This is a genomic window from Stenotrophomonas sp. 93052_Sma, assembly GCF_056481145.1.
In genome coordinates this window covers 4644722-4659655 of record NZ_CM151134.1, presented here as the reverse complement: position 1 = coordinate 4659655, position 14934 = coordinate 4644722, and the positions used below count along the sequence as shown (strand labels likewise).

The 14934-nt window shown below is 57.5% G+C and carries 10 protein-coding genes and 2 pseudogenes; 8 read left to right on the top strand and 4 right to left on the bottom strand.

Annotated elements, in window-relative coordinates:
* Positions 1-257: 257 nt before the first annotated feature.
* The 7 genes from ACZK2V_RS21750 to ACZK2V_RS21720 all read left to right on the top strand — a co-directional run bounded on the left by ACZK2V_RS21750 (position 258) and on the right by ACZK2V_RS21720 (position 8632).
* Positions 258-626: a hypothetical protein gene (locus tag ACZK2V_RS21750; protein WP_440568613.1), complete on the top strand. Its 369-nt coding sequence runs from the start codon at positions 258-260 to the stop codon at positions 624-626.
* A gap of 282 nt (positions 627-908) precedes the next feature.
* Positions 909-1031: a class III lanthipeptide gene (locus tag ACZK2V_RS21745; protein WP_197573011.1), complete on the top strand. Its 123-nt coding sequence runs from the start codon at positions 909-911 to the stop codon at positions 1029-1031.
* A gap of 428 nt (positions 1032-1459) precedes the next feature.
* A complete protein-coding gene (locus tag ACZK2V_RS21740; protein ID WP_197573012.1) occupies positions 1460-1582 on the top strand; it encodes a class III lanthipeptide in 123 nt (40 codons plus the stop codon).
* A 106-nt stretch (positions 1583-1688) separates the two neighbouring features.
* Positions 1689-4430: a class III lanthionine synthetase LanKC gene (gene lanKC / locus ACZK2V_RS21735; RefSeq protein ID WP_081352253.1), complete on the top strand. Its 2742-nt coding sequence runs from the start codon at positions 1689-1691 to the stop codon at positions 4428-4430.
* Positions 4427-6031, top strand: coding sequence for an ABC transporter transmembrane domain-containing protein (locus tag ACZK2V_RS21730; RefSeq protein WP_071227696.1), 1605 nt, complete (start codon positions 4427-4429; stop codon positions 6029-6031). Before lanKC ends, ACZK2V_RS21730 begins: the two co-directional genes overlap by 4 nt.
* A gap of 55 nt (positions 6032-6086) precedes the next feature.
* On the top strand, positions 6087-7406 hold the full coding sequence (locus ACZK2V_RS21725; RefSeq protein WP_486322790.1) for an ABC transporter permease: 1320 nt from the start codon (positions 6087-6089) through the stop codon (positions 7404-7406).
* A gap of 11 nt (positions 7407-7417) precedes the next feature.
* Complete coding sequence (locus tag ACZK2V_RS21720) at positions 7418-8632, top strand: ABC transporter permease (RefSeq protein WP_071227694.1); 1215 nt, start codon at positions 7418-7420, stop codon at positions 8630-8632.
* 57 nt (positions 8633-8689) lie between these two features.
* Here ACZK2V_RS21720 and ACZK2V_RS21715 read toward each other — a convergent pair.
* From ACZK2V_RS21715 to ACZK2V_RS21700, 4 genes and pseudogenes are all read right to left on the bottom strand, one after another.
* A pseudogene (locus ACZK2V_RS21715) lies at positions 8690-8902 on the bottom strand (magnesium chelatase domain-containing protein); the annotation flags it as partial.
* A gap of 206 nt (positions 8903-9108) precedes the next feature.
* Positions 9109-11784 (bottom strand): XVIPCD domain-containing protein, encoded by a 2676-nt coding sequence (locus tag ACZK2V_RS21710; protein ID WP_081352260.1) that lies wholly within the window; start codon positions 11782-11784, stop codon positions 9109-9111.
* A 41-nt stretch (positions 11785-11825) separates the two neighbouring features.
* The gene (locus ACZK2V_RS21705; RefSeq protein WP_071227692.1) at positions 11826-12488 is read right to left on the bottom strand and encodes an imm11 family protein; all 663 of its coding nucleotides are present in this window, start codon (positions 12486-12488) and stop codon (positions 11826-11828) included.
* 199 nt (positions 12489-12687) lie between these two features.
* Positions 12688-13045 (bottom strand): annotated as a pseudogene (locus ACZK2V_RS21700) (hypothetical protein).
* A gap of 637 nt (positions 13046-13682) precedes the next feature.
* On the opposite strand from ACZK2V_RS21700, the gene ACZK2V_RS21695 reads away from it, so the two are divergent.
* Entirely contained in the window at positions 13683-14765 is a 1083-nt protein-coding gene (locus ACZK2V_RS21695; protein WP_143048165.1) for a hypothetical protein, read from the top strand.
* The last annotated feature ends 169 nt before the right edge of the window (positions 14766-14934 follow it).

The window sequence follows — 14934 nt, the reverse complement described above, 5'->3', positions numbered from 1 at the left end:
CGTTGATCGAGATGTGGGAAGTTGGAGTCAGTAGTCGGGTCCCGGGCAAGCCCGAATCATCGTGTACGAACGCACAGGCGAATCTTCTTTGGTTGATGGAACATCATGGATTCGGGGAATTCCAAGTACCGGCTCTAAAGCGTTGCCTCATAGAAACGGGTCCACGTGACCAAAAGACGAGTAGCGCTAATCGTCAACCGTTGTTCCCGCCAAAGTGACGCATATGGCTGAAAATTAGATGTCCCAATGCGCGGCTGATGGGTGAATATGAAATTCAAGATCTGACCAAAACCCTTTACATCACGGTGTTTGCAAGTCTGCGAGAAAGGAATGGAGCGTCGATAGGAAGAATCAATTGTCATTTCATTGATGTCGGTGAAAGAAGAGTATCCAACACTGAGTCCATCGTGATCCGGAGAAGAACGGTAGAAATCCAAAAGTTCGATGCCTTGTTCTTATCTGCCTATCAGGGAGATTGCGACAGTAATGTCGGTGCGGCGTCTGGCAATTGGATGCCGCTGGTATGCAGTATCTCTGGCGGGCCGAAAGTAAGTCGCTCGTTCCACATGTTGAGAAATTGGTTCTCAGCCTGTGAGTCTCTAAGGATCAGTTTCCGGTTCTGGTGAGTACATGTGGAGCAATGATGTGTGCTGCCATTCCCTGCCGTTGGCGGTGCACGATGAAAATTATGAGAGGAATTTCTATGGCGAAGAAGTGATGGAGTGAGTTCAGAGGCTCAATTGCCCCATCTCCTGGGATCAGGAACATTTCTCCCCGGGGTGGTCTTATCCATCCTTCTCCGCGTACCAATCTGCGCGTCTGATCATTCAGATGCGCAGTGTGCCGCCGATTACCCAACCTTTGGCTGGGGTTGATCGGAAATTCGTAGTCAACCAAGGAGGAATGTCATGAATCGTGTACTGAATCTGCAGCGTTTGGCCTTCGATACCAATGTCAGCCTGATGGGCAATAGCTGCAGCAGCTCCACACACAGCTGCTGTGATGGCAGCGTAGAGGATCCGCGGCTGTAATAGCTGTTGCTGCATGACGTGTCGCCGCCGGCTTCCTAGGTGTCCCGGCTACACCACATGTATTGCCACACCAATCTGATCGATCTACCGCAAGGGATTCATCATCGACGCTATCGACCCAGCGACATGGCCGAGAGTGACTCATCGGCGAATCTCCTATCAGAAAGAGGATCTTTCATTGAATCGAGTTCTCAACTTGCAGAGACTGCTTGTGGAAAACACCGTGTCTGCGCTTGCCAACAGCTGTACCAGCTCCCAGCACAGCTGCTGCGCCACGCCTGTGGAAGGAGAGCGTTAACACAAGAGTCGTCAGCTGATCGTGTGATCCGCCAGCTGTCGTGAGTAAGTGCCAACTCAGGGGGCGCGCTCATCCAGGGACGATGAGCCAAGGAGAGTGACGCTACCTTGAGTCACTAAGGAGAGAAAGAATGAATCGTGTACTGAATCTGCAGCGCCTGTCTCTGGATACCTCGTTAAGCCTGATGGGCAACAGCTCTACCAGTTCGACCCATTCATGCTGCGGCCCCACGGAGGAGCAGAAACTGCAGTAGTTGACCTAAAGGAGGGCGCCGGATATCTGGCGCCCTCCCATGACAATGCCGGCTGCCAGTGCTCGGTTGGAGACTGCGGGCCGATCATCTCCAAGGATAGCGCGTGATGTCTTCCAGAAAACCTACGCTGCGCGAGCTGCGGCATGTTGACAAGGTCAACTTCATCAGCAGCGACGAGCGCTTCTACGAGCCGAACTACGAGCATTACAGGCCGAGCGATGAGCTAGTGTCGATTGTTGATCAGCTTCTAGTGGCGCATGGGCAAGGCTGGGGCATTCGCCGGATCGGAGTGTGGTCCCATGTCTTGCCACTCGCGAGGTCTGGCTCGCGGTCGCTTCCAGCTCAGGGTTGGAAGATCCATTTGTCAGCAATCGAAGATAACTGCAAGCAGATTCTTCAGCGTGTTGCTGAGCTTCTGCTTCAGCGTGATGTGGAGTTTAAGTTCGCCAACGACCGCCGCACGATGAGGATGATGACATCCAAGCGTTGGCCCCGAGGTGGATCTGGGAAGTTCATTACGGTCTACCCGCATACGGAGACTGAGTTCAAAGAACTCATCGAGCTGATGTACCAAGAGGTGGGGGCGAATGTCGGATCTTACATCCTGTCCGACAAGCGCTACAAAGACAGCCGCTGTATCTACTACCGGTACGGCGGCATCATCCAAGTGAACCGTCTGGACTTCATGGGAAGAATGATCCCGATGCTTGTTTCACCGTCAGGAGACCATGTCCCTGATCATCGGACCCCGTACTTCGAGACTCCTGAGTGGGCTCAGGACCCCTTCCCTGCCGAGGAAGAGGAAACAGGGGAGATGGTCTTGAACAACGGTCGCTACTTGATCGAGAGCGCGCTGGGCTTCTCGAACACTGGTGGAGTGTACCTGTCAAAGGACACTCTCACCGGTCGCCAAGTCGTCATCAAGGAGGCCAGGCCCCATGTGGAGCTCTATGAAAATGGCGGAGATGCAACCACCCGCCTGGAAAGAGAGATGTCGAATCTGAGCATCCTCAGTCCGCTGGGAGTCGCCCCTGCAGTCTTGGACTCGTTCTGGGATTGGGAGAATTTCTACCTCGTTGAGGAGCATTTCGATGCTCTCGACATGCGGCAGGTCATGCTCCAGTTCTCGCCGCTGATGACGGTGCGCCCAACGGTGGCAGACAGTGAGAAGTTCTATGGGATGTATCGAACGATCTTCATTAATCTCTTCAGAGTCGTTGATCTGGCGCATAGGGCAGGAATGGTTATTGGCGATCTGTCACCCCCAAATATTCTGGTTAAGAAGGAATCCCTGGAGGTGCGGTTGATTGACCTGGAAGCTGCATTCCGACCGTCTCATGGAGAATCCGACGACATCCATACACCTGGATTCAGAAGCAAGATGAAGAGCAGGACAAAGGTAAGCAGCATCGAGGATGACCTGTACGCAGTTTCGGCGATCATGATGTACTCCATGTTTCCGATCGTGGCGATGGCGTATGTCAGAGACGACCTCTTCGACAACGTCCTTCCCATTCTCGTCCAGGATATCGGCTGGGAAGGGACCCCGGTGCTCGATGTGATTCGTGGTCTCGCGCAGGGACGGATCGATCTTCGCGAGGCCGAAGAAAGGCTACAGGTAGGAGCCTCAATAGATGAGCCGTACGGTATGCGCGAGGCTTCTTCTGAGCCAGTGGAGCACTTGATAGAACGGTTGTCTAGGTTCGTTCTGATGAACTATCGACTGAATTCGAAGTACACGCTGTTTCCTTGTGACCCCTTTGCTCTCTCCACAAATGCAACTAGCTTGGGATTTGGTTCCTCCGGCGTAATCTACGCACTCACACGCGCCGGTGCCGAGGTGGCCAATGAAGTACTCGAGCGGCACTTTTCGGATGCAGGACGTCTTCATGAGGCGAACACAGCGCCCGGTGTGCTGACGGGGCTGGCGGGAATCGGATGGGCCCATTTGGCCATGGGCTACGATTCTGTCGGGCTTGGCTTCATTGACATGGCCAACAGAAGTTCAGTTTCGAAGGGCCAGATCTCGTTCTACTACGGAGCAGCCGGCATCGGAATGGCGAATCTGGCAGCCTTTCTTGCCTCGCAAGTCACGAACTATCTGGAAACTGCCTTAGAGCTCGGTCTGCAGCTGAAATCATCTGCGGTTCGTACGGAGAACGGAATCTATTGGGAGGACGACGGCGTCATTCGAGTAGGACTCGGCTATGGTCAATCCGGAGTGGCGCTTTTCTTCCTCCGGCTGTCTCAAGTGACCGGCGATTCTAAGTGGAGGGCGATAGGAGAGTTGGCACTGGCCTACGACCTGTCGAAGGGAAACGAGCTGGAGGCAGGTATCACCACGTTTGCCGCCGCACCTACTGGCCTAACCACCTACGAACCCTACGTGGAGCAGGGTACCGCAGGCATTATAAAAGTCGCCATCAGGTACGGTCTCTGGGATGTAGTTGAATCTCTGGCCTTGGATCTCTACCGCAAGTATTCCGGATTTCCGGGTCTTATTTACGGCCTTGCCGGATTGATAGACACTCTGGTAGATGCCTATGTGTATTCAGGAGATGCAAAGTACCTGAATCTGGCCAATCGCCCTTATGAGGGGCTGACCGACATCTATGTTTTTGGCGACGATGACACAGCGGCGATACCGGGAGAGAACCTGTTTCGCATTTCCTGTGACTACGCCACAGGTGTTGCTGGGGCTATCCGGGCCTTGCATCGACTGAGTTCGCCGTATCCCGATGAATTCTGTCTGGACATCTTGGACGCCCCCTTCTTGAAGGTGCAGGCAGGCCATCAGCTGGGCCCTACCCTCATGGAAGGGCCTGAGTGGGGAATAGGGCAAGAATGAGTACGCCGAGCGGCAGCACTGCGGTGGATCCTGGCCGCGGCCACACACCATGGCGTGACTTCTCGCGTTTGCTAGGCGAGAACCGGAATGAGTACGTGGCGGTGACGATCACCTCCTGTGCAATTGGTGCATTTGAAGGTCTGATACCCCCCCTCCTGATCAAGGCGATTCTTGATGAGGCGTCGTTGAGGGGCGATTTTTCGCGTTTGATGTACCTGATCCTTGGCTATCTTGCGCTAGGTGTGTCGCTCAACGTGGGTGCCTACGTGACTTCGCTTTGGCAGCAGCGATTGGACAATCGCATTGTGAGGCGAGTCAGTGAGGAACTTCTGCGCGTCTTCTACAGTGAACGCTACGAAGACTTCCTGCGAAACGGAGTGGGATACTACATTTCGCGGATCAGATCTGACGTAAAGGATGGTCTGGTACCAATGCTTGCCTTGGTCAGAGGAGTTGCAGTCAAGATCTCCATGCTTGTGGCCTTGGTCATAGCACTGCTCTACATCTCATGGAAGGCCTTCGCAGTTCTTGCCGCGATCATCCCAATTGCCACGATTGTCAGCTTGGTGGTCGGCAAACGCATCAGTGCTTTGACATCTACGGAGCGGGAAAAGGAAGCCCAGGTTCTGGTTGTCCTTGCCAGAGCTGTTGGAAGCCTGAAGATGGTGGGGACGTTCGGATTGACAAGCAAGACGTTGAGTTCGTTCGATAGAGGCATGCACGGCCTCTTGGATGCAGGCTACAGTCGATTCAAGGTGGTGCGCACACTTCAAGGCGCAAGTGATCTGACGATGGTTCTGTCGGATGTCTGCTCGATATTCGTTGGTGCGATATTTGTCTTTCAGAAGAAGATGACATTTGGTTCGTTCATTGCATTCATGAACGCATTCTGGCGTGCGGCTACAACCCTAATTGCCATCTTCAAGAACTGGGCAGATCTGAAGAGCTACGGCGCCACGGTTCATCGAGTTTCAGGGTTTCTTGAGTTGCGAAAATCGTCTGAATTTAAGTATTCAGAAAGTGTCATAGCCGATCGCTTGTCCTTTAGCTTCGGCCAAACCAGCGTTCTTCGAAATGTATCCACAGTCATTGATCGGGGGCAGAGGGTTCTCGTCACTGGTGACAACGGCTCTGGAAAGACCACACTTGCCAACATCCTCGCGAGGCACCTGCTGCCCACAGCAGGTAGTCTTTCACTGCCTGCACGAATCAGCTCATCCACTCTGCCGCTCGCATTTCCTCCTCTCGCCATAAAGGACCTTGGGGTTGACGTAGAGCTTCTGAAAACACTGGCTGTATTTTCTTCAGAGATTCTTGAGGCCTATCCTGACCAGCTGTCTGCGGGTCAGCAACAGAAGGTTGCCTTGGCCATGGCACTTAGCAAGAGGGCCGATCTCTATGTATTGGACGAGCCACTTGCGAACCTGGACGCCGGCATCCAACGTATCGCCATGGATATGATCATGACGATCACGAAAGGCAAAATACTGATAATGATCATGCACGGCGGAATCGAGTACCGAAATCTGTTTGATACAACTCTTGCGCTTGAGTCAGAGAGTGCTGGGACTATGGATGAGAACGCAGTCCAGCAGGCTTAGTCGGACCCCATGGGCCGGCGCAGAACAGGTGGGACAGCACAGGATGGTTGCTTAGATGTTTGGCTATTACGTGAAAGTTGCGCTGCATAACGCCGCAAGGAACAAGGTCATCACTGGATTGGTGATTCTGGCGATATCGGTTGGCATCGGAGCGAGCATGACAACCCTCACAGTCATGCACATCCTGTCTGGAGACCCTCTTCCAGGCAAGAGCGGGCACATCTATTACCCTCAAGTTGATGTGAACCCAGAGTCCAAAGGACGTGAGCCCTATGATGTAATGGATTACCGCACCGCATTTGATCTATGGTCGGCCAAGCAGGCGGACAGCCAGGCGATGGTGGTATCCAATCCCGTCAAGGTTAGGTCAGAGCTTCCTAGCGGAGTACCGCTGATGATCTCTTCGATCTCAACAACTTCAGAATTCTTTACGATGTTCGACGTGCCGCTACAGTACGGGCGCGCTTGGGGTGCTGAGGATGACGCGCGTCGCAGCCGTGTCGCAGTGATCTCAGATCGACTCAACCAGCAGTTGTTCGGCGGCCGCAACAGTGTCGGTCAGAGCTTAAGAGTCAAAGATACGAATCTTCAGATCATCGGTGTTCTAGGCCCATGGCGTCCTTCCCCACTGTTCTACAAGATCAGAGGTGGGCGCTTCTCTGGTGGTGAGACATCCGGCTTCTACGGTGTAGCGGACGATGTGTTTCTTCCTCTCTCAGCTAGCCTCGAGATCAACGAGGGCGACTTCCAACCGTTTACCTGTTGGGCTACCCCAGATCGTCCTGGTGTTCTCGAGAGCTCGCCCTGTGTCGCGGTCGCGCTATGGGTAAAGTTGAGTGGTCCGGAGCGCGTTCAGGGATACGATCGCTTCCTCCGTAACTATGCAGCTGAGCAGAAGCGCCTTGGACGTATCAAGCACGGCGACAACACCCGGTTGAGGTCTCTGATGGAATGGCTGGACTTCAATCAGGTAGTTCCCAGCGACGTAAAAGTGCAGACGGTTTTGGCCTTCGCGTTCCTTCTGATCTGCCTCGCAAACGTAGTCGGCTTGCTGCTTGCGAAGTTCATGAGACACGGCGGAGAGATCGGCCTGCGTCGCGCGTTGGGAGCGAGCAGAGTCGCTATCTTCACGCAGTGTCTGGTCGAGGCCGGTCTAATCGGTGCTTTGGGCGGCGTGCTTGGCTTGTTCCTAACGTTACTTGGCTTGTGGATGATACGCATCCAGCCAGTAGCATACGCAGATCTGGTGCACCTGGACATCGCAATGTTTCTGGTCACAGTCATTCTATCTTTGCTCACAAGCCTCTTGGCGGGTGCGATTCCCGCGTATCGAGCGAGTTTTATCCAGCCGGTTACCCAGCTGAAGCTGCTTTGAAGGAGTGTGCCATGCAAGTTGGAATCATCGTGGCGGCGCTGAAGAAGCACAAACTGGCCACATTCTTGATCACCATTGAGATAGCCTTAGCGTGTGCAGTTCTATGCAACGCAATCTTCATGTTCATGGAGAAGAGTCGAGCGCTCAACCTTGATAGTGGCGTTCAGGAGTCGTCACTTGGGATCGTCCAGCTCTCCGGATTCAGCGCAGAAGACGCACATGACATCAACGCCCGTGTGATGAACGCTATCCGGGCTATTCCAGGTGTGGAGGCTGTGGGCGCCATTAGTGCTGTTCCCTTTGGCGATCCTGGAGTCCGTGCCGGTGTGAACACTGACGAAGCGCTTGAGCGCTCTGGCGGTGTTCTGGATTTCTACCTTGGGGATGCTGTGGCGCTGAAGTTGCTCGGTTTGAATGTGGTGTCTGGTCGTATGCCGGAGCCGGCCGAGTATGCGCCCATCGAGCAGTACGTCCCATCCAACGCCCCGGTGCTGGTGACTCGGCAGTTAGCCGATCGCTATTGGCCGGGGCAAAGCGCAATCGGCCAAAGCATTTGGGCCATGGATACCCGATTCACGGTAATAGGTACCGTCGACCACCTTGCTGTCTCTCAACCGGGATTGGGAGAGGCATTGGGCAATGACTGGTCGCTCATCGTTCCAGCATTGGCCGGGCCTCGGCTCGCTGGCAGATACCTGGTGCGAGCCAATCCGGAAGATCTTCCGCAGATCTTTGGCCAAGTAGGGAGGGCTATATCGGCGGCTGCACCTGATGTGGTTTTTGACCATTCTGCCAGTCGCCCGGTCTCCGAACTCAGGTCAGACCACTTTCGCGGTGCCAAGGTCATGATGGGGTTGCTTGCCGCAGTGATCATTGCCCTTCTTGGGGCCACTGCATTGGGAATTGTGGGCTTGGCCAGCTATTGGGTAGAGCAGCGCCGGAAGCAGATCGGCATTCGTCGTGCTTTAGGGGCCACGCGATCGGATATTCTGCGTTACTTCCAGATCGAGAATTTTCTGATCGTCAGTCTCGGCATTGCGGTTGGACTGGTCCTTTCCTACGCGATGAATATTGGCCTAATGCGGTTCTACGAGTTGCCAAGGCTACCGGCAGCCTACTTGCCGGTGAGTGCTATAGCATTGTGGTTGCTAGGCCAAGCAGCGGTCCTGGTTCCGGCACTGAAGGCCTCAGCAATCACGCCCCTAGAGGCGATCCGCTCGCTCTGACCCATTTTAGGTGAAGCCGAGCCCGCAGCCCGACGACGCCAAGGTGCGACATGCTCGAGGCGCGATGTTCAACGTGATGCGCCGCTGCGGAAAGTCGAAGCGCGCGCAGAGCAGGGCGGCTCGCACGCGCTCGCGTGATTCGCGCACACTGGTCTCGGCCAAGCCCACGATCTGCGTGACAGGCAGGCCGCCAGAGAGATGCACTTCGACCCGCACCAGCGGGGCGTCGACCCCGGCGCGGGCACGGCTGTGGACCAGCGCCAGGCTCATGTGTGGCTTCCTGCGGAGGGATGTTTGATGGTGTGGCAGGCGCTCTGCGCAGGGATATCGGGGTTTGTTGGCGACGCAGCTAGGAGGATTCCGACAGGTGCCCGGAGCGTGCCTTGTTCCTATGCGGCGACCAGTCTCTGCAATGTGAGCGCCGGAACTCGCCCGGTATCAAGTGGATCGGCGTTGATCAGCCAGAACCGCTGCCATCAGCCCATCCGCGGTCCCTGCCGGCTCTCTTCCTGCTGCCGCTCCTGCGCTTGCGCCAGCTGCTGCGATTGCTCCCGATCCTGAGCGTCGAGGCTCCGGTTGGCCGCTGCATACTGCTGCTCCGGTGCGATCGCCAGGGCGTCCTGTGTTGGCATCTGCACCCGGTTGGCGGCGGGGTCCGAGGACGCGCCCGGCCCGGAGCGCGTCACGAACAGCGTAGTACCCGCAGCACGGGTTTCAGTGGCTTCACTCAGTGCCATGTCTACTTTGTCGCCAGGCTTGAACCCGGCGTCTGCCGCAAGCCTGTAGGCGCTGGCCAGCAGGCGGTCGCTGCTCTGGTCCCACGGCTTGTTGTTCTTTTCATCCAGCATGGCTACCGACGAGCGCAACTGCTCCAGCAGCCTGCTGCCATCCGGACGCAGGACCGAGCTTTGGTCTCGGTCTACGTCAGCGTCGTGCTGGGTGGCAGGCCTGGAGGCGTGTGGCGAAGGTGCGTCCGGTGCGACGCCCGCAGGTTGCTGCTCTTGTTCTGAGGTCGTGCGCCGCACGTGTGCCTGAGCAATCTCCTCTGGCGTGGTAACGGAAACGATCTGCATGCGCTCGTCATCCTTCCCCGCCAAGGTGGCCAGCGAGCCATCCTTCTGTACCTGCAGCATGAAGGTGCCAAAGCTGGGCACGGTGCGTGCGTGATCCTGGGCAACAGCGGCTACAGCGTCATCAATTTCTTCTGCGTTTCGCTCAATGCCGGCGCTTCGGTAGGCGTCCACCACTTGGCTGCGCAAGCCGTACTCGGTTGGCGTGGGATTGGCCCGGGCAATGTCCGCCATGGAATTCAGCTCCTGCACACCGGCCTGCTGGCTCTGACGCGTGCGATTGAGCTCCTCGATGATGCTGCCCTCGGCCGGGTTGGTGCCATACACCCAGCCCGGGGTGTGCCACTGCCCGTTGGCGTCCTGCGTGTACTTCTCGCCGTTGGAAGCGCGCAGGGGCTGCGTCTGGGGCAGCGCGTTGGTGATCACCTCCGGTACCGGCTCAATGGTGGCGAACTCGTGCCAGTTGTACTGGTTGAACGCCACCTGGTAACGGGCGGCGAGCGCCTCCGGCGTGTTCAAGGCGTTCTGGGCAATGATGCGCTGCGATTCCCGTTCCAGTTGGCCGGACTTTTCCGGGCCCACGGGCACGCTGTAGTCAAAGGGGACGCGTCCATCAATCATTGAGTGGATGGAGAGGTTCCATTCGCCGCTGTGCGGATTGCGCACGTAGTGGCGGTTGGTTTCAAACGGCTCGCGCGGCGGCGTGCTCTCGCCGCCTGCATTGAGCTTGAAGGGGTTCTGCGGCCTGGGCAGGTTGGCCATGCCCAGTGAATATGAGTCGTTGGCGGCTTTGTAGTTCAGCTCGTCCACCAGCCGGCCACCGGCGACCATCGTGATCTCGCGGTAGCTTCCGTCGGGCTGCGGTGTGCGCACGCTGCGGCTCCAGGTGCCCTCTGAATCCTCCGGGTCGCGGCTCCATTCGTTGCCACTGCGGTCCACCTGGGTGTAAACGGCTTTCTTGTCCTGGTACTGGGCCCAGTACTCACCGGTGAAGCCGCCGGCCACGCCGCCCAGCAGTCCGGTAGCCAGCGCACCTGGCCCGGTCCACGAGCCGGTAACGACTCCGTACCCTGCGCCCAACAGGAAGCCGCCGCCAAAGCCGCCCGCGGTGCGCCCCACGAAGTGGGTGGCCGCAGATTTTGCGCCGGCGTCGTTGCCCTCGCTGCGCAATTCGGCCACGCGGTGGCCGGTGATGGCGAAGTCCACGGCCAGTGCGGCGACACCCGCGGCCCCGAGTACGCGGGCGCCGGTAATCTGTCCGCGCGCGGCGGCAGCTTCGGCGGCACCTTCTGCAGCGCCCGCTCGCCCTGCAGAGCCAGCCAGTTCCGGGGCCGTGCTTGCCGGGCCAGGGCGCACGATGGTCAGTGGCATCTCCGGGTTGAACGCAGTGCGTATGCGGGCAGCGGTGTGCTCGGTCAGCTGCAGGCGACCGCCCTGGTTGGCCTCCTGAATCGCGGTGCCCATCGATGCGCGGCCACCCCAGCGCTCGCTCAGGGTCGAGTTGCCGGGTTCGTCGATGGCATCCAGCGCCGCCTTCACATTGGCTTCGGACTGGGTGACAGCGCGCCAGCGCAACTCGGAGGGGTTGAGGGTCTTCAGTTCCGCAATCTGCGCGGCGTGGGTGCGCTGGTAGCCGTCCAGATCGGAGAAGAAGGTGCGGATCTTGGCGTTGGCTTCCGCCGCGGTCATGTTCTCGGGCGTGTTGGTGACCAGGTCGCCGTTGAGGATGCCGGCGCGAAGGGTGTATTCCAGGTTCTGGATGCGGGCACCCATACGCTCGACGGCGGCAGCGCGCACATCCGGCGGAGAATCCTTCGCCAGCAGGGTTCGGCCATCGTAGGTTTCCGTGAGGTCGTCGAGAACGAACTTCAGTTGATCCGTGTACGCACTCAACGGGCCGCCTGAGTGTGGCGAAATACCCAGGCGGGTTGCCAGCGCGGGGTTCGCGGGCAGGTTGAGAATGTTGTCGGGTCCGTGGAGCGTGAAATGACCACTCCTGGCAAGCGACTTCAGCAGTTGGCTTTGCTCGAACGCATTCTGTTCGATCAGATGGTGTCCCTGAAAAACCGGCGTGTCGGCCATGCGCACCACCTCGTTCAAGAATCCGTTTGAAGGAGCTCGTCTTAGAGATCGGCTACATCACGCAGCCGTACGCCGGAGAAGTTGGCCGCAGCCAATGCATCAAACATCGCGCGGTCGCAGATGGGCGGTGCGCCCATTCGATCCTGGCGGAAGATATGGGCATCGCCCACAACGTCCTGTTTGAACACCAGGCTGGCTCCTCCAACGAGGCTGTAAAGCTTCTCGTCCTCGCCGGTCTGATAATTGTGATCGAGCTTGATCCTCACGCGGGAAGCGGCTTCATCCAGGGCATCGAGCCTGCGCAGCACATTGCCCAGGTAGTACCGAGGGCCGGGGCTGCCGTCGGCAAGGCTGAAGTCGCAGGCCACAAAGGCAAACGCTTCGGGGTCCATCCGTTCAAACAGCTGCTTCAACGGTTCCGACACAATCCAGATGCCAGCGAGCTCTTCCAGATCGCGTGGCATTGCTCCCTTCTGGGGCACATGAATCAGGTGGGGGCGCTCCGGATACTGGCCTGGCGTTCCATCAGGACGCGAGACGACATTCATCCCTGGATCGATCAGCTTCTCTTCGTTGGCGATCTCTATGCCTGGAACCCTGCTGTTGCCCAGGAGGCCGGCGTCGATCAGGAAGAATTCGCCCTTGTGAGATGCGGCTTCGGCTGAAACTTCAGTGGCGGTCGATTCGGTCACGGGGGCGTCCATCTATGGATGCGGGGGCAGAACGGGAAGGCCGTTGGACCGATGCTAGCTGGGCTTCAGTGCAGCCACAAGTTGTGTCAAACGGTGCCCGAAGTGCTCGATTCGGGTGAATCCTGGGAAAGTTCGGAACAATGCAGAAGAGCGCGCTGCGATTCATTCGTCACTCCGCACACAGACAGAAAACGCCGCGCCATACGCGCGCTCAGTCCTTGGGTCGCATCCGCTCGTGGATGAAGGCGGTCAGCGCGAGATCGGCCATCACCAGCCCCTCCATCACCCGGTCGCCGACGTACTGCTCCGGCTCGCCGTTCTGGCGCGTGCGCTCGGCCGCCAGCAGGATCTCCTGCACGATGCGTTGGCCGGTGAGCGCGCAGTCGGCGTCGGACAACTGCATCTGCCGGCTGCGCAGGTGATGCCGCTCGGGCCAAGGCTGTCCGTCGGCCGCAGCGCCCGCGCCGATGGCGTGCAGGATGGAGATGAGGCTGTTTGGGTCCGGGGCCGGAGCGGCTGAGGGCGCTTCCTGGATCGGGCGCGCGGGGAGGGGAGTGCGGCGTGGTCATGGCGGGCTCCGTGCATGCAAGCGGAAGCCGCCACCTATAAAGGTGGCGGACAGGGCGTGGCTCGAAAACCGGTGTGTGATGATCGCCGGCGGGCACGAGGCCCCCACGCCCCGCCCGCCATAGCCGGCAGACGGATTGCCAGCCGGTACCACGCAAGGTGATACCGGCTGGCAAGCGCAAACTTCATCACAACAACGGGTTTTCGAGTCCCGACCACCGATGCACGGTGGCGCAGTAACGATTACCTGCTGTTGTGCGGAATGCCAAGGGGTAGGGTCAATGCCGCCAAAACCCGAGACGTTTTTGGCATTGTCGCATAAGGGGCGGAGCTACGAGAGACCCTGGGGGATAAGGGCTTTGGTGCTTGTGGCGTTTCGTAGGTGAGTTCTTCTGAAGGAGCATTCGGGACATGGCAATTGCGACATTGCTTCACTGGCGAGAATGCTTGGAGGTCCATGCGACGGAACCGGAGAATGCTGGAAGCTGGTAAAGAGGGGGGCGGGACGATGTCTGCTTCCGGTCGAACGCGGACATTCGTTTCGGGCGAGCAGCTTGCCATCAAGCTAGCATCCACTTCCGAGCCAAGCATACTGCGTCCATGTAGCATTGCCTCCCATCTGAACATGGATATGAGCCCATGAGTGGGAATGGATTCGAGCATGATGCATCAAGCTTTAGCGAAGCGCGCATGGCTCTCGAGCGGGAGCGCGCCCTTCTCAATAATGCAATTGAACGGCGTAGCAGAACTAATCGTCTGTATCAAGTTGTCACCGTCGCTACATTTGGCGCGCTGATAGCGGCAAATTTACTGGGTACTTACGCAGAAATCGTTAAGCAGAACATCGGAATTATTGACTGGCTTCGATCCGCTGCACCGACCAGCCTCGCGGGGACAATTGGCTCCCTGGCCGTCGCGGTTATTGCCCTCTTGTTCGCCACTTACACATACTTAGACGCTTCCGCGCAGGCGAAGGCGCGGCGAGCTGTCAGACTAGCCACGGCCGTGTTCTCCCAATCTGAGCAGGATTCATTCACTCCACCTGCAGTTCCAAGTCATGGTCACTTTGGTGCTGCAGGTCAGGATTCCTCTGCTTCAGCGGCGCGCCTGCGGCCAACCCAGCATGAGATTGCTGACATAGCCAATCAAGTATCAACAGAACTATTGTCCCGTTCTACCGAAGCAGATTCAATCAGGCAGATTCGTACTCTCTACGAAACGGCCCAGGAGCGGTTGAACGCAGAGATCATTGCTCTTAATAGACGCGCTCTGCTCAATCTGATCATTGGCAGTTTCGTGACCGTTCTTGCTGCATTAGTGCTGGTCTATGTTGCGGTGTCTGATCCTTTGCGAGACATCCTGGCCACAGGGACCACTCGACAACTGAGATGGTTTGAATTGGCCGCTCATTACGTTCCTCGTCTTGGCATTGTGATTTTCCTCGAGGTCTTCGCATTCTTTTTTCTTCGGCTTTACAAGAACACTCTGGCAGAGGTGCGCCTATATCAACTCGACTTGACTCGAGTGAGTACGCAAGCTGTCGCCGTCGAACTTGTTTTCACATCGAGCGATGGCGCTGAACGAGCTGCCACGGCAGCTGCGCTGATCAATGTCGAATGGCGGGGGCCAAGAGCACCGGATAGTCCAAGTCGCGGGCTAGACCCGAAGCTTGTGGGAGAGCTTGCAAGCATTGCAGCGAAGATGGCCAGCAAATCGGTGTAACTGGTGGAACGTGCCAACGCTAAGCACCAGTTCAGCGGAACGTCCGCCATCGAGTTATTCGATGCAGCAGCTGGTACTGTTAGTCGTAGATCCACTAAGCTTCGTGAAGAAAATTTGCCGGTTGATTCGTTTTCGGTGCTGCGCCCCCGCTGGCGAGTCGATTGATTGA